We start from the raw sequence: 21,903 nt of genomic DNA, 5'->3' as shown, positions 1-21,903 counted from the left end.
ACCGTGAACCCGGTTATCAAAAAATTCCAGTTCGGTCAGTCGACCGTTACCCTCGAGACAGGCCGTATCGCCCGTCAAGCCTCCGGCGCAGTGCTGGTTACCGTTGACGACGACGTGACCGTATTGGTGACCGTTGTTGGCGCCAAGACCGCTGACCCGAGCAAGGGCTTCTTCCCTCTGTCCGTTCACTACCAGGAAAAAACTTACGCTGCCGGTAAGATCCCTGGCGGTTTCTTCAAGCGCGAAGGCCGTCCTTCCGAGAAAGAAACCCTGACTTCCCGACTGATCGACCGTCCGATCCGTCCGCTGTTCCCAGAAGGCTTCATGAACGAAGTGCAGGTTGTCTGCACCGTCGTTTCCACCAGCAAGAAGACCGATCCGGACATCGCTGCGATGATCGGTACCTCGGCTGCCCTGGCCATCTCCGGCATTCCTTTCGATGGCCCGATCGGCGCTGCCCGCGTTGCGTTCCACGAAAGCACCGGCTACCTGCTGAACCCGACTTACGAGCAACAGAAAGCCTCGAGCCTGGACATGGTTGTTGCCGGTACGTCCGAAGCCGTATTGATGGTTGAATCGGAAGCCAAAGAGCTGACCGAAGACCAGATGCTGGGTGCCGTACTGTTTGCTCACGACGAGTTCCAGGTTGTGATCAACGCGGTTAAAGAATTGGCTGCCGAAGCTGCCAAGCCAACCTGGACCTGGGCTGCTGCCCCGGAAGCCACCGAACTGCTGGGCGCTATCCGCTCCGAGTTCGGCGCTGCCATCTCCGACGCCTACACCATCACCGTCAAGGCCGACCGTTACGCTCGCCTGGGCGAGTTGAAAGACCAGGTCGTGGCCAAGCTGTCCGGCGAAGAAGGCCAGCCTTCTTCCAGCGAAGTCAAAGCTGCTTTCGGTGAGATCGAATACCGCACCGTTCGCGAAAACATCGTTAACGGCAAGCCACGTATCGACGGTCGCGACACCCGCACCGTACGTCCGCTGAACATCGAAGTCGGTGTTCTGCCCAAGACCCACGGTTCGGCGCTGTTCACCCGTGGCGAAACCCAGGCCCTGGTGGTTGCGACCCTGGGTACTGCCCGTGACGCACAACTGCTGGACACCCTGGAAGGCGAGAAAAAAGACCCCTTCATGCTGCACTACAACTTCCCTCCTTTCTCGGTGGGCGAGTGTGGCCGTATGGGCGGTGCAGGTCGTCGTGAAATCGGTCACGGCCGTCTGGCCCGTCGTTCGGTTCAGGCCATGCTGCCTGCCGCTGACGTGTTCCCGTACACCATCCGTGTTGTATCGGAAATCACCGAGTCCAACGGTTCCAGCTCCATGGCTTCGGTCTGCGGTGCTTCCCTGGCGCTGATGGACGCCGGTGTGCCAATGAAGGCACCGGTTGCCGGTATCGCCATGGGCCTGGTTAAAGAAGGCGAGAAGTTCGCCATCCTGACCGACATCCTGGGTGACGAAGACCACCTGGGCGACATGGACTTCAAAGTAGCCGGTACCGCCAAAGGTGTGACCGCGCTGCAGATGGACATCAAGATCAAGGGCATCACCGAAGAGATCATGGAAATCGCCCTGGGCCAAGCCCTGGAAGCGCGCCTGAACATCCTCGGCCAGATGAACCAGATCATTGGTCAGTCCCGCACCGAACTGTCGGAAAATGCTCCGACCATGATCGCGATGAAAATCGACACCGACAAAATCCGTGATGTCATCGGTAAAGGCGGCGCGACCATCCGTGCGATCTGTGAAGAAACCAAGGCTTCGATCGACATCGAAGACGACGGTTCGATCAAGATCTTCGGCGAAACCAAGGAAGCGGCTGAAGCAGCACGCCAGCGCGTCCTGGGTATCACCGCTGAGGCCGAGATCGGCAAGATCTACGTCGGTAAGGTTGAGCGCATCGTCGACTTCGGCGCGTTCGTCAACATCCTCCCGGGCAAAGACGGTCTGGTTCACATCTCCATGTTGAGCGATGCTCGCGTTGAGAAAGTGACCGACATTCTGAAAGAAGGCCAGGAAGTGGAAGTGCTGGTACTGGACGTGGACAACCGCGGCCGTATCAAGCTGTCCATCAAGGACGTAGCAGCAGCCAAGGCTTCGGGCGTTTAATCACCCGCAGGCTTTACGCTGAAAAAAAGGACTCTTCGGAGTCCTTTTTTTATGGGCGCAAGAAAATGAAGCAGAATCAGCTGTTTAGCGCCGCCAAAAAGCCGCAACTTGCATGCAGGCACGATGCGCTTCATGCAAGTTGCACGATTTCGAAAATTCATGCTTTTCATAAGTCATTGTTTAATAAGGGATTTAATCTGTTCGGCGACTTGGCACACTGCCTGCAATATCGCTGGTAGCGCTGCAGCATGAAGGTTTACGCCTGCAGACTTTTAATAAAACAGGAGTTACTCGTATGAAGAAGTTCGCTCTCGCTACTGCTACCGCTCTGACCCTGGCCATGGGTGCTAACGTAGCCTTTGCTCAGACTTCCCAAGCCCCTATGACTTTGGCGGCCGGTGAAGCGACCAAGGCTAAGGAAAGCGTTTCGGATACTTGGATCACCACTAAAGTCAAAGCTGACCTGCTGACCGAAAAAGGCATTCCAGGTTCGGACATCAAGGTTGAGACCAACAAAGGTGTGGTTTCCCTGTCCTCCGACGTAGCAATCTCGGATTCGCAGAAAGAAATGGCTGTAGGGATCACCAAGAAAATCAAAGGTGTGACTGCTGTTTCTGCTGACGGCCTGCTGGCTGGCGGCGCTACCAAAGCTGACGGCATCGACAAAACCAAAGGCGCTGCCCACGACGCTAAAGAGACCACCAGCGATACCTGGATCACTACCAAAGTGAAGGCTGACCTCGTAACTGAAAAAGGCATTCCTGGCACCGACATCAAGGTTGAAACCAACAAAGGTGTTGTATCCCTGTCGTCGCCTACCGCTGTGACCGCTTCGCAGAAAGAAACGGCTGTAGCGATCACCAAGAAAATCAAAGGCGTTAAAGCTGTATCGGCCGACGGCCTGAAAGCAGAGTAACGCTGACGTTTCGTTTGAACTGAATAGCGGCGGCTTAGGGTGAGTTAGATATCCACCTGACGCACCTCTGGAGTTCATGCGACCGGCCACACGGATGTGGTCATTACAGGCCCCGGCACTAGTGTCGGGGCCTGTTCTATTTCAGGCTGAAACAGAATGATCAGGCCAAAAAAATGTGGGAGCTGGCTTGCCTGCGAAGACGGCCTGCCAGCCGACCGGGATATTGGATTTGACCGAGTACATATCCATTATTTAGGTAACGGCCACTTAGGGTTCCGCCCTGACGGCGGCTCACTTTCGAAAAGCGCGAAAGTAAGCAAAGCGCTCTTGCCCCACCACTCGGCACCTCGCCTAGGCTCGGTGTGCCCGTAATCCGCCAGTGATTTGGGGGGCCGCCGCCACGCGCCATCCATGGCGCGGGGCGGCTAAACCGGCATCCCTGCCGGTTTACCCCCCAAATCACTGTCGAATTCCGGCCAGCGTGGTTTAACGGGGCGCTTGAGATCAAAAGCAGATCAAGAGCGGCTCGCTTCGCATCGTGGTTACCGTCGGCTGCTACAACCTACAAAATTGTGTAGATACCTATGCTGCGATGCGGGCACCTCGGTCATTCAGTTGCACCGAGGTGATGCTATCGCAGGCAAGCCAGCTCCCACATTAGGATGGGCGGCGCTTAGAAGTTACTCAGCATCCAAGTGCATTGGAGTGATCACTCGGCCGTCTTTCTCGGCCTGCCCCAACTGCGCATCGATGAAGTACACACGGTCATCTTCCAGCTGGCCCTTGTCTACCAGGTAATCCTTGATGGTGCTGGCTCGGTCCTGCCCCAACTGGCGCAGTAGCACATCACTGCCACTCCAGAACTTGATCACCCCGTCCTTGAGCTTCGCCGAGCGCTCATCGCTGCCCAGGTCTTTCCATTCGGCGGGTGGTTGCTGTTTGAGGCGGGTGCGGTAGATGCCTTCCAGCAAGGGTGCTTTTTCCTTCTCTGGCACTTCAAGCAACGAGGCCTGGGCCGGGACTTTGTCGCCACGGCGCTGGAGGATCTTGTAGTAGTTGTATTGGTATTCACGTTCCAGCCGCTGTGCGGCCAGGAACGGCCCGTCGCTGCTGGCAGCGGCGGTGCCTTCAATTTCCAGGCGCAGGGCAGGGCGCTCTTTCAGCGCCTTGGCCAGGGTGTTCAGGGCGCCTTCGGCGTCTTTGTTCAGCTCACTGGAGCCTGCGGCGAACGACACATTGCCCAGGTCTTCAGAGCCACCCCCGGTGACCAGCCCACCAATGAACTTGAAGGGCGCCGTTGCCGCGCGCACCACGAGGTTGCGCAGGGTCTGCCACACAATCGGCATCACGCTGAATTGCGGGTTGTTCAGGTCGCCGCTTACCGGCAGTTCGATGGAGATCTTGCCGTCGGAGTCCTTGAGCAGGGCGACAGCCAGGCGAATCGGTAAGTCCACGGCATCGGAGCTGTCGACTTTTTCACCCAACTGCAGTTGCTCGACCACCACTTTGTTTTCAGCCTTCAACTGGCCTTTGGTGATCACGTAGTGCAGATCGAGATTCAGGCGGCCCTTGCGGATGCGGAAGCCTGCGAACTTGCCCGAGTAAGGTGTCAGGTTGGTCAGCTCGACACGCTTGAAGCTGGTGGCGATGTCCAGCGCGGCCATCGGGTCAAACGGGTTCACGCTGCCTTTGATCGTCACTGGCGCGTAACGGTCCACCTTGCCCTTGATGTCGACGCTGGCCGGCTTGGCTTGGCGGCTGTCGATGGTGCCAATCTGGCCGTTGAGCTGTTGAATCGCGGTGGCAAAGTTGGGCGTGAGGCTGAAGTCGGCAAAGTTGGCCGAGCCGTCGTTGATCGCGATCTGCCCGATATGAATGCCCAAGGGCTTGTCGTTACTGGCGGCAGGTTTGGCGGCCGACTTGCTGCCGCTGTCGGCGGGCTGCGGAATCAGCAGGTCGTCGATGTTGGTGGTGCGATCTTCGTTGATCATGAAGCGCGCATACGGCTGCAACAGGTTGACCTTGTCGATCGACAGGCTTTGGCCGTGCTGGTAATTCACGCCTTCGAGCACCAGGCGCTGCCATTTGAGGAAGTCGCGGGTCTTGAGGGTGTCCAGGGTATGCAACTGGTCAACCTGGGCGCGGCCGGTGACCTGGAGGGCCAGTGGCTCGGTGCTTTTGAGGTTCACGTCCAAGTTGCTACCCAGCATGCCGCTGCGCAATTCCAGGCGAATAAACGGGCTGATATAGGCCTGGGCGACCCTCAGGTCGATGTCCTGGGTGTTCACTTTCAGTTTGGCGCTGACCGGGTTGAGATTGACCTCGCCGGTTGCCTGGATCTTGCCTTGCTTACCCAGGCCGGTGTCGACCTTCAGGGCAAAGGGGCTCTGGTTGAGGCTGTCGAAGTTTTGTACGTCGACATTCAACGGGCCCAGTTCCAGCGCGACAGCAGGTTTAGCCTGGCGGTCCGCCAGGTGCACCTGATAGTTACGCAGTTGCACATCCTTGAGCAGCACTTGCCACGGTTTGTTCGGCGCAGCCGGTTGCGCCGAAGGCGCGTCGGCAGTGGCTGGCTCCGGTGCCTTGGCCGGTTTGCTCGGTTGGCTGGCGAATAGTTTTTGCCAGTCCAGTTGACCATCGGCCTCACGGGCGGCCCAGGTTTCCAGCTTGTTGCTGCGGATCTTGCCGACAATGACCTGCTGCTTGGCCAGGTCTACCGTGGTTTCGCTGACATCCAGACGCTCCAGGCGCGCCAGTGGCCGGCCATCGGGGGCCTTGATAGCGAAGGGGGCGATGCTGGCGGCGGTGTTGGTCAGGTTCAGCTCGGTCTCTTTGGCCAGGCTGAACTTATAGTCGGTGCTGAAGTTGAGCACCCCGTCTTCCAACACCAGTGGCAGGGCGTCGCGTACATACGGCCACCAGGCTTTCATCTTGCCGTCGGTAACCTTCAAGGTGCCTTCGGAGGTGATCGGTACCAGGCTGAAATTGCCTTTCCAGTCGATCTGACCCCCTTCGGGGCCGGCGGCGACCAGGGTCATGTCGGCATTGTCGTCGGGCAAGGTGCTGAGGTTTTTCAGCTCGAAGTCGAGTTCGTCGTAGAGGAATTCGATGGGTTCGCTGGGGCGCAGGTCCTGGAAATGCAGGTTACCCCCGGCCAGCTTGATGCTGTCGATACGCAGTGGGAACGGCTTGGCATCAGGATCGGCGGGGGTTGGCTCGCTCGGTGGCAGTTTGAACAGCTGCGCCAGGTTCAGTTGGCCGGACTTGTCGAACAACAGTTCGGTCTTGGGCTTGTCCAGTTGCACATCGGCCAGGTGCAGGGCGCGGGTCCAGAGGCTGTCGATCTGCAGGTTGGCGTAGAGGCGTTCGAAACCCACTTGCTCTTTGCCCGGCTCACCAATCTTCAGGCCCCACAGCGTCAGTTCCAGGCTGAAGGGGTTGAGCTCGATACGCTCGATTCGCGCCGGCACTGTGGCGTAGTTGGCCAACTGTTGGTTGGCAATGCGAAGGGCGATGCCGGGTAATATCAGAAAGCCCAGCAAGCTGTACAAAGCAAGGGCGGTCAACAAGGCGCCTACGGCGCGGATCAATCCTTTGGGCATGGGTGAACGCCATCTATGTCGAACGAGAGTGCCTTGGAGTATGGCACGGGAATTCGGTTCCGAAGAACCGTGGGCGCTGGGAAACTTCCTACAAATGCAGGATCAGCGTCTTCAACGGAGGCTGTTGGTCTCTGGAGGGAAAGTCGGCTCCAGGTGTCATAACCTGCCATTCGCGTATCGGGCGGCCGGCTTTTTCTGCGCAGCGCAGCACCTGCTCACGCCAGTCCTCCATGCTGACCTTTGCGAGGTTGTTGCAGCAAATCAGCACGCCATTGTCGGCGGTGGCCAGCAGTGCGGGTTTGAGCAGGCTTTGATAGTCGCGCAACAGGTCGACGGTACCGAAAGCGCTCTTGGCCCAGGCGGGAGGATCGAGCAGTACCAGGTCGTACTGGCGCTGTTCCAGGCGCGGATAGCTCGGCAGCTTCTGCCCGCGACGCTGGGTGATGGGCAGGCCTGCCAGTTGGCGAATCGCCGGGAAGTAGTCGGACTGTATGAATTCCATGCTCGGCAACTGCGGGTTGAGTTGGCCGTTTTCACGCCCCACCGCCAGGTTGCCCTCGGCAAAATCCAGGTTGCACACCTCGCGTGCACCGCCCGCAGCCGCGCTCAAACCGACGCCGCAGGTATAGGCGAACAGGTTCAGCACGCTTTTGCCGGCGCTGTGGTCCTTGACCCAGCCACGGGTGTTGCGCAGGTCGAGGAACAGCAGTGGGTCTTGCCCGGCGTGGCGCCCACGCACACGGTAATTGAGGCCCCACTCGTGGCCGACCAGATCTTCCAATGCGCCAGGCTCTGCGCGGTACACCGTGTCTTCGCGGTCGATGCGTGAGTTGCCGCGGGCACGGTCGTTGTACACCAGCAACAATTCCAGGCCCATGTACTGGTTGATCAGTTGGTGCAGGTCCAGCAGGTCTGCCGTTTCCAGGGACTGGTGGAAGCTTTGTACCAGCAATTGCGGACCGTAGCGGTCGATGGTCAAGCCGCCGGCGCCTTCCTGGCTGCCGTGGAACAGCCGATAGCAGTCCGTACCCTGGCTGTGCAGCGTGTTGATCAGGTCTTGGCGGTGATCGAGGGCGGCGCGCAGCGCCTGATTCAAGGGAGTCATGGAGCGCGCCTTGCTTGCAGATGAATAAGAAAAAGGGGGCGCGAAGTTTAACAGCTAACCCCGGCCTGCACAGGCCGGGGATTATCCTGGCGCTATCGGTTGAGGCGTTTATCGATCAAACCGTCCACCACGCTGGGGTCGGCCAGGGTCGAGGTATCGCCCAGGCTGTCCAGTTCGTTGCAGGCGATCTTGCGCAAGATGCGCCGCATGATCTTGCCAGAGCGGGTTTTCGGCAGGGCAGGGGCCCATTGGATCAATTCCGGTTTGGCGAAGCTGCCAATCTCCTTGCTGACCAACTCCAGCAAGTGCTTTTTCAATTCGTCGCTGGGTTCTACGCCATTCATGGGGGTGACAAAGGCATAGATGCCCTGGCCTTTGACGTCGTGGGGGTAGCCCACCACGGCGGCTTCGGCGACCTGGTCATGCAGCACCAGGGCACTTTCCACCTCGGCGGTGCCAATGCGATGGCCCGAGACGTTGATTACATCGTCGATGCGCCCGGTGATCCAGTAGTCACCGTCTTCATCGCGCCGTGCGCCATCCCCGGTGAAGTAGTAGCCGGGGTAGGGCTTGAAGTAGGTGTCGATCATGCGCTGCGGGTCGCCGTAGACGCTGCGAATCTGCCCCGGCCAGCTGGCCTTGATCGCCAGGACGCCACTGCCGGCGCCGCTGATTTCCTTGCCCTGTTCATCGAGCAACACCGGTTGTACGCCGAACATGGGCTGTGTCGCGCAGCCCGGTTTGATGCGCTGGGCGCTGACCAACGGGCTGAGCATGATGCCGCCGGTTTCGGTCTGCCACCAGGTATCGACAATCGGGCAGCGCTGTTCGCCGACGGCGTTGAAATACCAGTCCCAGGCTTCCGGGTTGATCGGCTCACCCACGCTGCCCAGCAGGCGCAGGCTGGCGCGGGACGTGCTCTGCAACGGGCCGTGGCCTTCACGCATCAGGGCGCGCAGGGCGGTGGGCGCGGTGTAGAAAATATTCACCTGGTGTTTATCGATGACCTGCCAGAAGCGCGAACTGTCCGGATAACTCGGCACGCCTTCGAACATCAGCGAGGTGGCGCCATTGGCCAGCGGGCCATACACGATATAACTGTGGCCGGTGACCCAGCCCACGTCGGCGGTGCACCAGAACACTTCGCCCTCTTGGTAGTCGAGCACGTACTTGAAGGTCATCGCCGCTTGCAGCAGGTAGCCAGCGGTGGTGTGCAACACGCCTTTGGGTTTGCCGGTGCTGCCGGAGGTATAGAGGATGAACAGCGGGTCTTCAGCGTCCATCGGCTCGGGTGGGCAGTTGTCGCTGGCGGCGTCCAGGGCAGCTTGGTACTTGAGGTCGCGGCCCTCGTGCCAAGTCACGCTCGCCCCGGTGCGCTCCACCACCAGTACCGTACTGACATTCGGGCAACTGGCCAGGGCTTTGTCGACGTTCTGTTTCAGCGCCACGGGCTTGCCACCGCGCACGCCTTCGTCGGCGGTGATCACGGTGCGGCAATCCGCGTCAAGAATGCGGTCACGCAGGGCGTCCGGGGAGAAACCACCAAACACCACCGAGTGCACCGCGCCGATTCGCGTGCAGGCGAGCATGGCGTAGGCCGCTTCGGGAATCATCGGCATGTAGATACACACGCGGTCGCCTTTGTTCACGCCACGGCTTTTCAAGACGTTGGCGAGGCGGCTGACGTTTTGATGCAGTTGGCGGTAAGTGATGGTGTTGGATTGTTGCGGATCATCGCCTTCCCAGATGAAGGCCGGCTGATCGGCGCGATGCGCCAGGTGGCGGTCGATGCAGTTGTAGCTGACGTTCAACTGGCCACCGGCAAACCATTGGGCAGCACCGGTGTGGATGTCTGACTGTTGGACGCTGTGCCAGGGTTTTATCCAGTCGAGAAAACCCTTGGCCTGTTCGGCCCAGAAGGTGTCTGGCTGGTCGATGGATTGGCGATAGAGGCGCTGGTAGTCCTCTTGACGCAGTTGCGCAGCCCGGCGGACGGCATCGGCGGTGGGAAAGGTGCTGATATCGAACATGAGCGCTCCTTATTCTTGTTTTTGCGACAAGTCATAAAGATGCACCCTGAGGCGGGAGGGTTCAAGGCCAACGTCCAAACGGACGTTGGCCTTGAATGCACGGCTTCAGCCGCGGTGACGACCGCGGAAGTAGTTGATCAGGCCCTGGGTCGAAGCATCTTCGGCCAAGGTTTCTTCGGCGCCGGTCAGGCGGTTGTACACGCCTTTGCCCAGCTCCTTGCCCAGTTCAACGCCCCATTGGTCGAAGGCATTGATGCCCCACACCACGCTCTGCACGAACACCTTGTGTTCATACATCGCCACCAGCGCGCCCAGGCGGCGCGGGCTGATGCGCTCGACCACCAGGGTGTTGCTCGGACGGTTGCCCGGGATCACCTTGTGCGGTGCCAGCTTCTGTACTTCGGCTTCCGGCAGGCCCTTCTCACGCAGCTCGGCTTCGGCCTCGCTACGCGTTTTGCCGAGCATCAGTGCCTGGCTCTGGGACAGGCAGTTGGCGTACAGCCACTGGTGGTGATCCGAGACCGGGTTGAAACTGACAATCGGCACGATGAAGTCGGCCGGGATCAGTTGAGTCCCTTGGTGCAGCAACTGGTGGTAAGCGTGCTGGCCGTTGCAGCCCACGCCGCCCCAGATCACCGGGCCGGTATCGGTGGACACGGGCGTGCCGTCCTGGCGCACGCTCTTGCCGTTGGATTCCATGTCCAGCTGCTGCAAATGCTTGGTGATGTTACGCAGGTAATGGTCGTACGGCAGGATCGCATGGCTCTGCGCACCCCAGAAGTTGCCGTACCACACACCCAACAGGCCGAGCAGCACGGGCATGTTGGCTTCGAACGGCGCGTTCAGGAAGTGCTGGTCCATGGTGTAGGCACCCGACAGCAGTTCCTTGAAGTTGGACATGCCGATAGCCAGGGCGATTGGCAAGCCGATGGCAGACCACAGCGAGTAACGCCCACCGACCCAGTCCCACATCGGGAAAATGTTCTCTTCGCGGATACCGAACGCCACGGCCGCGGCATTGTTGCTCGAGACGGCGATGAAGTGGCGATACAGCTCGGCTTCCGAGCCCCCCTGGGCCAGGTACCAGGCGCGGGCGGCCTGGGCGTTTTTCAGGGTTTCCAGGGTGTTGAAGGATTTGGACGAGACGATAAACAGCGTGGTCTCGGCGCGCAGCTTCATGGTCAGTTCGTGGAACTCGCTGCCGTCGATGTTCGCCAGGTAGTGGCAACGCACACCTTTATGGGCGTAGGACAGCAAGGCCTCCGAGACCAGTTCCGGGCCGAGGAATGAGCCACCGATACCGATGTTCACCACGTCGGTGATCGGTTTCTCGGTGTAGCCGCGCCACAGGCCGTCGTGGATACGGCCGACCAAGTCAGTGATCTGGTTCAGCACCTTGTGCACGTCCGGCATGATGTTCACGCCGTTGACCGACAGCTTGTCGCCCACCGGGCGGCGCAGGGCGGTGTGCAGGGCAGGGCGGCCCTCGGAGGAGTTGACCGGTTCGCCAGCGTACTGCGCGTCGATCGCCGCCTTAAGATTGACTTCCTTGGCCAGGCCCACCAGCAGGTCGCGGGTTTCGCTGGTGATCAGGTTTTTCGAGTAATCGAGGAAAAGTCCGCAGCTGCTCAAGGTGAACTGGGAAAAACGCTGAGGATCGGCATTGAACGCCTCGCGCATGCTGAAATCCTGCATGGCTTGGCGATGTTGAACAAGCGCTTGCCAGGCGGGCAGCGCGGTAACGTCATGAGGGGTGCGGTAGTACGCCATCGCTGCGGGTTTCCTTTTTATTACGGGGACTGCCTTTAGGACACTTCAAAGCCCGGAACATCCAGTCTTATCGCAAGGACTGGGTTCCAGACAGCGCTAACCATAGCGCAGGGCAGTTACATTAAACCTAGCGTGTGGATATGTCTTGGCTTTGTCTGCGCTGTGGCCGGTACTTTTTTATACCGGCACAGCCGTCGGGGCAACAGGTTGAGGTAAAGCGGGCGTCAGGCGAGGTTCAGGTGCAGGTTATCGATGAGGCGTGTTGCCCCCAGATAAGCGGCGACCAGGATCACCACATCGCGATCTTCAGCCGTGGCCGGGCGCAGATGCACGCCTTGGCGCACTTCCAGGTAGTCCATGCGCAGCCCTGCGGCTTCAATCTGCTGGATGTGCTCGGCGCGAAGCCTGGCGAAATCATGATCGCCGCTTTTGATGGCCGTGGCGATCTGGCTGAGCGCGCGGTACAGCACTGGCGCGACAGCCCGCTGCTCCTCGGTGAGGTAGCCGTTGCGTGATGACAGCGCAAGGCCGTCCTCGGCGCGCACGGTGGGCTCGCCGATGATCTGGATCGGCATGTTCAGGTCGCGGACCATGGCGCGGATCACCGCCAACTGCTGGTAGTCCTTCTGGCCGAATACGGCCATGTCCGGCTGGACCATGTTGAACAGCTTGCTGACCACCGTGGCCACGCCTTCAAAATGCCCTGGGCGGCTGGCGCCGCACAAGCCTTCGGACAGCTGAGGCACGCTGACGCGGGTCTGGCCGTTCATGCCATCGGGGTACATTTCCTCGACCGTGGGCGCGAACAGCAGGTTGCAACCGGCCTGCAGGAGCTTTTCCTGGTCGGCGGCCAATGTGCGCGGGTATTTATCCAGGTCTTCGCCAGCACCGAATTGCAGCGGGTTGACGAAAATGCTCGCCACCACGAAATCGGCTTGCTGCGCGGCCTTGGTCACCAGGGTGGCATGGCCGCTGTGCAGGTTGCCCATGGTGGGCACAAAGCCGATGCGTTTGCCGGCGCTGCGGGCGTGGGTTACGGCAGCCCGCAGTTCGCGGACGGTCTTAACGGTGTTCATGCCGAGAACCCATGTTCAATGCCTGGGAACGTCACGTTTTTGACTTCACTGACGTAGGCGCTCAGGGCGGCGTGGATGCTGTCCTGGCCGGCCATGAAGTTCTTCACGAACTTAGGCACATGGCCGGTGATCGACAGGCCGAGCATGTCGTGCAGGACCAGCACCTGGCCGTCGGTGGCGGAACCTGCGCCAATGCCGATCACGGGCACTTTGACGGCCTGGGTGATTTCGGCGGCCAGTTCGCTCGGCACACACTCCAGCAGAATCATCGCAGCACCGGCTTGTTCCAGGGCGATGGCATCGGCGCGCATCTGGCGGGCCTGGGCTTCATTGCGGCCCTGGACCTTGTAGCCACCGAGGATATTGACCGACTGCGGCGTCAGGCCCATGTGCGCACACACCGGTACGCCGCGCTCGGCCAGCAGCCGGATCGACTCGGCCAGCCACACGGCACCTTCGACTTTGATCATGTGCGCGCCGGCCTGCATCAGCTTGCCGGCGTTCAGGAAGGTTTGCTCGAGGGTGGCGTAACCCATGAACGGCAGGTCGGCAATGATAAAGGCGCCCTTGTTGCCACGCTTGACGCTGGCGGTGTGGTAGGCCAGTTCATCGGTGGTCACGGGCAGTGTGCTGTCATTCCCTTGAAGAACCATGCCCAGGGAGTCGCCCACCAGCAGCACTTCGACGCCAGCCTGGCAGCTGGCGTGGGCGAAAGTGGCGTCATAGCAGGTCAGCATGGTGATTTTTTCACCTTTGAGCTTGAGGCTCTGCAAAGTGGTCAGGGTAATGTCTGGCATGAAAAGGGTCCTCGTTCAGGCGCTTGGAAACAGCGAGTAACGCGCGTGAGTCTTCGTTTATACAGGCGCACTGTCTTGAAAGCAGTGCTTATAAGGCCTGGATTGCGCCCTGTCGCGCCGGGTTGGCGGCAGCGGGACGCCTATAGTCGTGAGGAGGACACGGGAAGTCAATTGGATGTGTTACCGCATTGTTACGATGGCGGTGTTACCGCTGTTACTGAAGCGATTGCGCAACGTGTGCGCGGTATTACGGCAAAGAAGATCAAAGGTGGGAGCTGGCTTGCCTGCGATGGCATCCACTCGGTGTGGCTGATACACCGAGTCGCTTGCATCGCAGGCAAGCCAGCTCCCACATTGACCGAGTCATTCTTGCGGTAGGCGTTCCAGGCCGACGAACGGGCAGGCGGTGAGCAGGTCGCTTAAACGCTGGCCGTCAGGCAGCTGCAGGTCGGCCGGCGCCAGCTCAGCCAGCGGATACAGCACAAACGCGCGCAGATGCATCTGGTAGTGCGGCACCTTCAGGCGCGGCTCGTCGATCAGGCGATCACCGAACAACAGGATATCCAGGTCCAAGGTGCGCGGGCCCCAGCGTTCCAGGCGTTCGCGGCCCTGATCGTTCTCGATGGCTTGCAGGGCATCGAGCAGGTCCAATGGCGCCAGGTGACTGTCCAACGCCGCAACGGCGTTGGTGTAGCGCGGCTGGCCCGGCAGCAATGAATCGCTTTGGTAGAAAGCGGACACGCCGGCGAGCTGAGTGCCAGGCAATTGCGCCAGCGCCTCGATCGCGCTGCGCAATTGTTGCTCCGGGGCAGCCAGGTTGCTGCCCATGCCGATGTAGATACGTTCCACGTTTACTCGCCCGCAGCGCCCGAGGCATCGGCACTGCTGCGTTTACGCTTGGTACCGCTGCGGCGACGCTTTTTCGGGCCTTCGCCGGCGCCATCACCTTTGCTGCCTAGCTCACGAATCATCTCGCGGCGCTGGCTATCATTGGCGTCCTGATAATCGGTCCACCATTCGCCCAGGCCATCGGTCTGCTCGCCCGCGCTTTCACGTAGCAGCAGGAAGTCGTAGCCGGCACGGAAGCGCGGGTTGTCCAGCAACAGGTCGGCGCGCTTGCCGCTACGGCGTGGCAGGCGCTCCTGCATGTCCCAGATCTCGCGGATCGGCATGGTGAAGCGTTTGGGGATGGCGATGCGTTGGCACTGTTCGGCGATCAGCTCGTGAGCCGCTTCCTGCATGGCCGGGATCGGCGGCATGCCACGGTCCTGCAAGCGCAGTACGCGTTTGGGCAGGGCCGGCCACAACAAGGCGGCAAACAGGAACGCCGGGGTCACCGGCTTGTTCTGTTTGATGCGCAGGTCGGTGTTGATCAGGGCTTCGCTGATCAAGGTGTGGGTGTACGTCGGGTTGTACTCCAAGGCCTCGGCGCTGGCCGGGAACAGTGGGTCGAACAGCTGCAGGTCCACCAGCATTTCAAAGGTGTCGGCGGCGTAGCCCGAAAGGAACAGCTTGAGCACTTCCTCAAACAGGCGCGCCGAGGGGATTTCCCGCAGCATCGGCGCCAGTTCGCGAATCGGCGCGGCGGTGTGCTTTTCGATGCCAAAATTGAGCTTGGCGGCGAATCGCACGGCGCGCAGCATGCGCACCGGGTCTTCCTGGTAGCGCTGCGTCGGGTCGCCGATCAGGCGGATCAGGTTGTTGCGAATGTCGTGTACGCCGTTGGCGTAATCGAGGATGCGCTCGCTGACCGGGTCGTAATACAAGGCGTTGATGGTGAAGTCGCGGCGTTGCGCGTCCTCTTCCAAAGTGCCATAGACGTTATCGCGCAGGATGCGCCCGCTCTCGTTGCGGGAAGACTGGTTAGTGTCCTCCTCTTCATCATTTTGCGGGTGACCAGCGCGGAAGGTCGCGACCTCGATGATTTCGCGACCAAAGTGGATATGCACCAGCTTGAAGCGCCGGCCGATGATTCGTGCATTACGAAACTCGGCGCGCACTTGTTCAGGCGTGGCGCTGGTGGCGACGTCGAAATCCTTGGGCGTGATGTTGAGCAACATGTCACGTACGCAGCCACCCACCAGGTAGGCCTGGTAGCCGGCGTTCTGCAAACGTTCGACGATGTTCACTGCATAACGGCTGAATTGAGCGCGCTGCAGCGAATGCTGGCTGCTATTGAGCACTTCAGGCGTGCTGCGTTTGTGTTGCGTTCGACGCAAGGGAGAACGGAATGACTGGAACAACTTCTTCAGCATGGGATGCACTGTTTGAAGGAATGTTCGGCCATAACGAAGAATGACCGCATGATGGGCGGGGATTCTAGCATTTAGTCGGGGGATGGTGTAGGAACAAGCTAAAGGCATTGCGCCATAAGCGTTTGACGGTCAAAACCCGGAAACTACAAGGGGAGCCGAAGCTCCCCCAGAAGTAGTTGCGTGCTCTATTTTTATTATTGATGTCGGGCTTCTTGTTTTTGTTGATCGCCCTCGCCATGAAGCTTCACCTTCATGACACTCCCAATCGGGAGTCAAGAGCAAACGGATTGCTTTGGTCGCTGTGTTGCTGATCTACGATCCAACCAGTTCAGGCTCTGCCTTAGGGCAGTTTTTGTTGTTCTCAGCCTGGTTGCGGGGCAAGCCCCAAATGCAACGCCTCTCCAAAAGAATCAGTTAGCTGCGCCTCCGCCGTGTTGTTTTTGTTATGCGTGAGTCGATTCGTCTTATTTTTATTGTCTTGTACAAAGCTTGTTATTGTTTTTGTACTAAGCATATAGCAGGGTGCGTGCCAACTTTTGCGCCGTCCAGCAAAACCGGGGGTTTGGGCTGGTTTCGCCAGATTGAGGGCCAAAAAAAGCCGGGGCTTCGTTACCGTAAGCCCCGGCTTTTGTTACGTGAAAAGTCAGCGGTAACAGTTTTTTCACATCAGCAGGTGTTACCTGTGGGGCTGCACCCTCAGCTTTCGCTGGCCACCCCGGTCTTGCGCCGCGGAATGCCCAGGCGCTGGCGCCGTTCCCACAGGCATTTGCGACTCACGCCCAGCTTGCGTGCCAGCTCGGTCTCGGTCATATGGTCCTGATGCTCGAGCACGAAGTGCTGGAAGTAGTCTTCCAGTGACAAGTCTTCCGTCGGTTCATGGCTGGTATTGCTGGCTCCGCCCTGCTGCGGGGCCAGGCCGATGAAATCGTCGTCATCCAGGTCACTGAGCTCAATGTCGATGCCCAGCAACTCGGCGGAAATCTCCGGGCTCTCCGACAGAATCACCGCGCGCTCGACGGCGTTCTCCAGCTCACGCACGTTCCCTGGCCACGAGTAGTGACGGATCGCCTGCTCGGCGTCGGCGGCAAACTTCAGGTCGGTGCGGTCAATACGTGCGCCCTGACGCAACAGGAACGCATTGGCGATTTCGTTGACGTCGGCGCCACGCTCGCGCAGGGCCGGCAATTTAAGCGCAATAACATGCAGGCGGTAATACAAGTCCTCACGGAACTGGCCGATCTTGGCCAGGCTCTTGAGGTCTCGGTGTGTCGCTGCGATCAATCGAACATCGACCTTCTGAGATTGCACCGAACCGACCCGGCGAATCTCGCCTTCCTGCAGCACGCGCAGCAACCGCGCCTGGGCTTCCAGGGGCAGCTCGCCAATTTCATCGAGGAACAAGGTGCCACCGTCCGCGGCTTCCACCAGGCCCGCACGCCCGGCGCTGGCGCCGGTGAACGCGCCTTTCTCGTGGCCGAACAACTCGGACTCGATCAGGGATTCGGGGATCGCCGCGCAGTTCACCGAGATCATCGGTGCTTTGGCACGCTTGGACAGGTTGTGCAGGGCGCGGGCCACCAGTTCTTTACCGGTGCCCGACTCGCCCTGGATCAATACATTGGAGTCGGTCGGCGCCACTTTGCGGATCTTGCTGTACAGGTCCTGCATCGGAGGGCAGGAGCCGATGATGCCGATCTCGCCGTTGCTGTTGTCTACACCCGGTTTTTCGCCGCCGCTGGCCTTGCCGGTGGGGCGTTGCTCGGCAGGCGCACTGCTGGCGGACACACGGTCGCGCAGGATGCGGGCCACGGCCTGGAGCATCTCATCGTGATCGAAAGGCTTGGCGATGTAGTCCACCGCGCCCATCTTCATCGAGTCCACCGCCGAGCGCAGGCTGGCGTAGCTGGTCATGATCAGCACCGGGGTGCCCTGGCCCAGCTTGATCAGCTCGGTGCCCGGGGCGCCGGGCAGGCGCAGGTCGCTGACAATCAGGTCGAACGTGGGAATGCTGAATCGCTCTTGGGCTTCCTGCACCGAGCCGGCTTCGCTGACCTGGTACTGATTACGTTCAAGCAGGCGTCGCAAGGCAGAGCGGATAATGGTTTCGTCTTCGACGATCAAAATGTGCGGCATTGATTCAATTCTCTCGACGGTCTCAGTTCACAGCGGACGTCGCTTCGACATGACGCGGCAAGGTCACCCGTATACGGGTGCCGCGTTGGCTTTGTGTGTCAGCCGGGCTGTCGATGGTGATTTGTCCATAATGCTCTTCAACGATGGAATAGACCAGTGCAAGGCCCAGACCGGTACCTTCACCGGGGTCCTTGGTGGTGAAGAAGGGTTCGAACAATCGGTCCATGATGTTCTGTGGAATGCCGCTGCCTTCGTCTTCCACGATCAGGTCGACCGTGTGCTCGAAAGCCTCGCTCTTGACACGTACAGCACTGCCGGCCGGCGACGCGTCGCGGGCGTTGGACAGCAGGTTGATCAGCACCTGGGCCAGGCGTTGTGAGTCGCCATCGACCCAATGGTCCGGATCGCACAGGTTAAAGAACTGTACTTCGAAATTGCGCCGGTTCAAGGCCAACAGCCCAATGGCATCCTGCGCCACTTCGGCCAGGCATACCGCTTCGTCCTGATTCTGATGGGCGCCGGAGTGGGCAAAGCTCATCAGCGACTGGACGATGCGTGAAACCCGCTTGGTCTGTTCGAGGATCTGCCCGCTGATTTCGGTGATTTCCCCGTCTTCTTCGCGCTCTTCGCGCAGGTTTTGCGCCAGGCAGGCGATACCGGTGATCGGGTTGCCGATTTCATGGGCTACGCCGGCCGCCAGGCGACCAATACTGGCCAAGCGTTCGGAGTGCACCAGCTTGTCTTCGAGCATCTGTGTATCGGTCAGGTCTTCCACCAGCAGCACCAGGCCGCTGTTACCTGGCGCCAAGGGTTCGTCGATGGCGGCTTTGTGCAAGTTGAGCCAGCGGGTTTGTCCGTCGAGGGCTAGGTGTTGCTTGTGCAAGTGCTCGTCCGGCAGGTTGATAAAACCTTGCAGCAGCTCTCTCCATGGATCGCCCAGGGTATTGAGGCGCGAACCCACCACCCGCTGGGCGGCGATGCCGGTGAGTTCTTCCATGGCCTTGTTCCACATCAGGATTTCCTGGTCCTTGGCCAGGGAGCACACGCCCATCGGCAGTTCCTGCAAGGTTTGGCGGTGGTAGCGGCGCAGGGCGTCGAGTTCGGCGGCCAGGCCTGTGAGGCGCGAGTGGTAATCCTCCAGCCGGCTTTCGATGAAGTGGATGTCTTCGGTGACGTAGTTTTCGCCACCGGCCTTGTAGGGCAAGAAGGTTTCGACCATGTCCTGGGACACGCTGGGGCCCATCAACCCGGACAGGTTGGCCTCGATACGGTCACGCAAGCGGCGCAGGGCATAGGGGCGGCGCTCGTCAAACGGCAGATAGAGGTCGCGCAGTGCCTGTTCGACTTCCTTTTGTGCGGCCTTGGCACCCAGGGGCTTGGCCAGTTGGGTGGCGAACTCCTGGGGCGAGGCCGCATGCAGTTCGCGGCGTTGCGGGCGGCGCACGTTGTCCACCGCGCAGGCTTCGGCGGCGCTGGTTTCTTCGGCGCTGGCGTTGGTGAACAGCGAGATCAGGGTGAACATCAGTACGTTGGCGGCCAGCGAGGCGATGGCCGCCATGTGCCAACTGGTGTCGTCCAGCACGTAGATCATGTTCAGCAACGGGATATAAAAACCCTGCAGGTTGCCGACCAGCGGTAGCAGCATGGTCACGGTCCACACCAGGATGCCGGCCAACAGCCCGGCAATAAAGCCACGGCGATTGGCGGTCGGCCAGTACAGCACCGACAACACACCCGGCAGGAACTGCAAGGTGGCGACAAACGCGACGATGCCGAGGTTGGCCAGGTCTTGCCCAGCGCCCAGCAGCAGATAAAACGCGTAACCGGCCATGATGATCGCGACGATCAGCGCGCGTCGGGTCCATTTCAACCAACGGTAGATATTGCCCTCAGCCGGCGGCTGGTACAGCGGCAGTACCAAGTGGTTGAGCGCCATGCCCGAGAGTGCCAGGGTGGTGACGATGATCAACCCACTGGCGGCCGACAACCCGCCGACATAGGCCAGCAGCGCCAGGGCTGGGCTGTTGGCGGCAATACCGATGCCCAGGGTGAAATACTCAGGGTTGGTGGTGGCTCCCAGTTTCAGGCCGGCCCACAGGATCAGCGGCACTGCCAGGCTCATCAGCAACAGGAACAGCGGCAAGCCCCAGCTGGCGCTGACCAGCGAGCGCGGGTTGAGGTTCTCGGTGAAGGTCATGTGGTACATGTGCGGCATCACGATCGCCGAGGCGAAGAACACCAGCAGCAGCGTACGCCATGGGCCTTCTTGCAAGGGGGTATGCAAGGCTGCAAGGGCGGTCTGGTTTTGCAGCAGCCACAGCTCCAGCTGTTGCGGCCCGTCGAACACCCCGTAGAGCGCATAAAGGCCGACGCCGCCGATGGCGATCAGTTTGATGACCGACTCGAAGGCAATCGCAAACACCAGGCCTTGGTGTTTCTCGCGGGTGGCGATATGGCGAGAGCCAAAGAAGATGGTGAACAAGGTGATCAGCGCGCAGAACGCCAGGGCAACCCGATGTTGCACGGGCTCGCGGGTCAGGATGCTGATGGAGTCGGCCACCGCCTGGATCTGCAGGGCCAGCAGGGGCAGCACGCCGATCAGCATGAAGATGGTGGTCAGCGCGCCGGCCCAGGTGCTGCGAAAGCGAAAGGCAAACAGGTCGGCCAGGGAAGACAGCTGGTACGTCCGGGTGATTTTGAGGATCGGGTAGAGCAGCACCGGTGCCAGCAGGAACGCGCCCGATACCCCCAGGTAACTGGAGAGAAAGCCGTAGCCGTACTGATAGGCCAACCCCACCGTGCCGTAGAACGCCCAGGCACTGGCGTATACGCCCAGGGACAAGGTGTAGGTCAACGGATGGCGAATTATCGCCCGCGGAATCATTCCGCGCTCACTGATCCAGGCCACGCCGAATAACGCAGCCAGGTAGGCGGCGCTGATCAGCAGCATCTGGGTGAGACTAAAGCTCATCGGCATCTTTTTGGCTCTGCAGGATGAAGGTCACGACGATCAGGATCAGCCATAGCAGATAAGGGCGATACCAGGCGCCCGTGGCGTCGATCCACCAATCCATGATGGCGGGGGAGAACAGGTAGATCCCGACGACCAGCAGCAGGACCAAACGATAGATGTACATGTTGGCCTCTGATTAAAAATCTGCCGCGATGTTAACGGATGATGGGCAACCTGCAAGCGCCTTCAACTCAATTGCGCTTCGGCCAGGGTCAGTGTGCGCGGGATGCGCGTGGCGTCCCAGTGCGCAATGCCCCAGTCCAGCAGTTCTCGCGGGCTGGCGTACAGCAGCTGCGCGTCGGGCTGTTGGCCAAGGGCACGCAGCGCTCTGAGCAGCAAAGGCGTGGCCTGGTCGGCTGTCAACGGTGGAGAGCGGTAGGACTTGCCCAGTTTGTTGCCGTCTGGCTGCACGATCAGCGGCACGTGCAAGTAACGTGGCTGGCGCAGGCCGAGCAGCTCTTGCAAGTAAAGTTGGCGCGGTGTGGAGTCGAGCAGGTCGGCGCCGCGTACGATATCGGTTACACCTTGCCAGGCGTCGTCGAGCACCACCGCCAGTTGGTAGGCGTAGAGGCCATCGCGTCGACGGATGATGAAGTCGCCGGCATCGCGACCCAGATGCTGTCGGAACTCGCCCTGCACACGGTCGGTAAAATGGTATTCCAACTCGGGCACGCGCAGGCGGATGGCGGCGTCTTGCTGGGCGTGGCCGGCATTGCGGCACAAGCCTGGGTAAATCCCGTTGTAGGGCTCCAACTGCTTGCGTGAGCAGGTGCAGGCGTAGGCCAGGCCGTGGTTGAACAGGTCGTTGAGCACTTTGGCGTAGGCATCATGCCGCTCGCTCTGGCGAACCAGTTCGCCATCCCATTCAAAGCCGTAGCTTTCCAGCGCATGCACAATCGCCGCCTGGGCGCCGGGCTCTTCACGGGGAGGGTCGAGGTCTTCCATGCGCATCAACCAACGGCCCTGGTGGGCGCGTGCATCGAGGTAGGAGGCGAGGGCGGCAACCAGGGAACCGAAGTGCAAATGGCCGCTGGGCGTGGGGGCGAAGCGCCCGATATAAGTAGAGGCTGTCATGGCCCGGATACTACTGCATAACC

At 60.3% G+C, this 21,903-nt stretch carries 14 protein-coding genes; 2 read left to right on the top strand and 12 right to left on the bottom strand.

Annotation, left to right across the window (positions count from 1 at the left end; all coding sequences use genetic code 11):
- The first annotated feature begins 3 nt into the window (after positions 1–3).
- Both pnp and HU731_RS11420 read left to right on the top strand, forming a co-directional pair.
- Complete coding sequence (gene pnp, locus HU731_RS11425; protein WP_003194180.1) at positions 4–2,109, top strand: polyribonucleotide nucleotidyltransferase; 2,106 nt, start codon at positions 4–6, stop codon at positions 2,107–2,109.
- A 295-nt stretch (positions 2,110–2,404) separates the two neighbouring features.
- Complete coding sequence (locus HU731_RS11420; RefSeq protein WP_054898021.1) at positions 2,405–3,025, top strand: BON domain-containing protein; 621 nt, start codon at positions 2,405–2,407, stop codon at positions 3,023–3,025.
- A 680-nt stretch (positions 3,026–3,705) separates the two neighbouring features.
- Here the strand turns inward: HU731_RS11420 and HU731_RS11415 are convergent.
- The 12 genes from HU731_RS11415 to gluQRS all read right to left on the bottom strand — a co-directional run bounded on the left by HU731_RS11415 (position 3,706) and on the right by gluQRS (position 21,880).
- Positions 3,706–6,627 carry a DUF748 domain-containing protein gene (locus HU731_RS11415; RefSeq protein WP_186607185.1) on the bottom strand — a complete coding sequence of 974 codons (2,922 nt, stop codon included), beginning with the start codon at positions 6,625–6,627 and terminating at the stop codon, positions 3,706–3,708.
- Between the two features lie 88 nt (positions 6,628–6,715).
- Positions 6,716–7,732 (bottom strand): class I SAM-dependent rRNA methyltransferase, encoded by a 1,017-nt coding sequence (locus HU731_RS11410; protein ID WP_186607186.1) that lies wholly within the window; start codon positions 7,730–7,732, stop codon positions 6,716–6,718.
- Positions 7,733–7,824: 92 nt separating this feature from the next.
- Positions 7,825–9,762 carry an acetate--CoA ligase gene (gene acs / locus HU731_RS11405; RefSeq protein ID WP_186607187.1) on the bottom strand — a complete coding sequence of 646 codons (1,938 nt, stop codon included), beginning with the start codon at positions 9,760–9,762 and terminating at the stop codon, positions 7,825–7,827.
- A gap of 105 nt (positions 9,763–9,867) precedes the next feature.
- On the bottom strand, positions 9,868–11,532 hold the full coding sequence (pgi, locus tag HU731_RS11400) for a glucose-6-phosphate isomerase (protein WP_003194166.1): 1,665 nt from the start codon (positions 11,530–11,532) through the stop codon (positions 9,868–9,870).
- Between the two features lie 224 nt (positions 11,533–11,756).
- The gene (gene panC, locus HU731_RS11395; RefSeq protein ID WP_186607188.1) at positions 11,757–12,608 is read right to left on the bottom strand and encodes a pantoate--beta-alanine ligase; all 852 of its coding nucleotides are present in this window, start codon (positions 12,606–12,608) and stop codon (positions 11,757–11,759) included.
- Complete coding sequence (gene panB, locus HU731_RS11390; RefSeq protein WP_186607189.1) at positions 12,605–13,405, bottom strand: 3-methyl-2-oxobutanoate hydroxymethyltransferase; 801 nt, start codon at positions 13,403–13,405, stop codon at positions 12,605–12,607. Before panB ends, panC begins: the two co-directional genes overlap by 4 nt.
- A gap of 363 nt (positions 13,406–13,768) precedes the next feature.
- Positions 13,769–14,254, bottom strand: coding sequence for a 2-amino-4-hydroxy-6-hydroxymethyldihydropteridine diphosphokinase (gene folK, locus HU731_RS11385; RefSeq protein WP_098950354.1), 486 nt, complete (start codon positions 14,252–14,254; stop codon positions 13,769–13,771).
- 2 nt (positions 14,255–14,256) lie between these two features.
- Positions 14,257–15,660, bottom strand: coding sequence for a polynucleotide adenylyltransferase PcnB (locus HU731_RS11380; RefSeq protein WP_186607190.1), 1,404 nt, complete (start codon positions 15,658–15,660; stop codon positions 14,257–14,259).
- Between the two features lie 696 nt (positions 15,661–16,356).
- Complete coding sequence (locus tag HU731_RS11375; RefSeq protein WP_186607191.1) at positions 16,357–17,793, bottom strand: sigma-54-dependent transcriptional regulator; 1,437 nt, start codon at positions 17,791–17,793, stop codon at positions 16,357–16,359.
- Positions 17,794–17,815: 22 nt separating this feature from the next.
- Complete coding sequence (locus HU731_RS11370) at positions 17,816–20,770, bottom strand: sensor histidine kinase (RefSeq protein ID WP_162259478.1); 2,955 nt, start codon at positions 20,768–20,770, stop codon at positions 17,816–17,818.
- Positions 20,754–20,930 carry a hypothetical protein gene (locus tag HU731_RS11365; protein WP_003176118.1) on the bottom strand — a complete coding sequence of 59 codons (177 nt, stop codon included), beginning with the start codon at positions 20,928–20,930 and terminating at the stop codon, positions 20,754–20,756. The genes HU731_RS11370 and HU731_RS11365 overlap by 17 nt, the downstream gene beginning before the upstream one ends.
- A 62-nt stretch (positions 20,931–20,992) precedes the next feature.
- Entirely contained in the window at positions 20,993–21,880 is an 888-nt protein-coding gene (gene gluQRS, locus HU731_RS11360; RefSeq protein WP_186607192.1) for a tRNA glutamyl-Q(34) synthetase GluQRS, read from the bottom strand.
- Positions 21,881–21,903: the final 23 nt, after the last annotated feature.

The sequence above is a fragment of the Pseudomonas salmasensis genome, from assembly GCF_014268375.2.
GTDB classification, from domain to species: Bacteria; Pseudomonadota; Gammaproteobacteria; order Pseudomonadales; family Pseudomonadaceae; genus Aquipseudomonas; species Aquipseudomonas salmasensis.
The sequence above is the reverse complement of the archived record's forward strand: the minus strand, read 5'-3'. Positions and strand labels throughout refer to the sequence as shown.

What these genes read in the sequence shown, in the direction of transcription:
- HU731_RS11420 (WP_054898021.1), top strand. Translation starts at nt 2,405, where the DNA reads ATGAAGAAGTTCGCTCTCGCTACTGCTACCGCTCTGACCCTGGCCATG.
- HU731_RS11415 (WP_186607185.1), bottom strand. Translation starts at nt 6,627, where the DNA reads ATGCCCAAAGGATTGATCCGCGCCGTAGGCGCCTTGTTGACCGCCCTT.
- HU731_RS11410 (WP_186607186.1), bottom strand. Translation starts at nt 7,732, where the DNA reads ATGACTCCCTTGAATCAGGCGCTGCGCGCCGCCCTCGATCACCGCCAA.
- acs (WP_186607187.1), bottom strand. Translation starts at nt 9,762, where the DNA reads ATGTTCGATATCAGCACCTTTCCCACCGCCGATGCCGTCCGCCGGGCT.
- pgi (WP_003194166.1), bottom strand. Translation starts at nt 11,532, where the DNA reads ATGGCGTACTACCGCACCCCTCATGACGTTACCGCGCTGCCCGCCTGG.
- panC (WP_186607188.1), bottom strand. Translation starts at nt 12,608, where the DNA reads ATGAACACCGTTAAGACCGTCCGCGAACTGCGGGCTGCCGTAACCCAC.
- panB (WP_186607189.1), bottom strand. Translation starts at nt 13,405, where the DNA reads ATGCCAGACATTACCCTGACCACTTTGCAGAGCCTCAAGCTCAAAGGT.
- HU731_RS11380 (WP_186607190.1), bottom strand. Translation starts at nt 15,660, where the DNA reads ATGCTGAAGAAGTTGTTCCAGTCATTCCGTTCTCCCTTGCGTCGAACG.
- HU731_RS11375 (WP_186607191.1), bottom strand. Translation starts at nt 17,793, where the DNA reads ATGCCGCACATTTTGATCGTCGAAGACGAAACCATTATCCGCTCTGCC.
- HU731_RS11370 (WP_162259478.1), bottom strand. Translation starts at nt 20,770, where the DNA reads ATGCCGATGAGCTTTAGTCTCACCCAGATGCTGCTGATCAGCGCCGCC.
- HU731_RS11365 (WP_003176118.1), bottom strand. Translation starts at nt 20,930, where the DNA reads ATGTACATCTATCGTTTGGTCCTGCTGCTGGTCGTCGGGATCTACCTG.
- gluQRS (WP_186607192.1), bottom strand. Translation starts at nt 21,880, where the DNA reads ATGACAGCCTCTACTTATATCGGGCGCTTCGCCCCCACGCCCAGCGGC.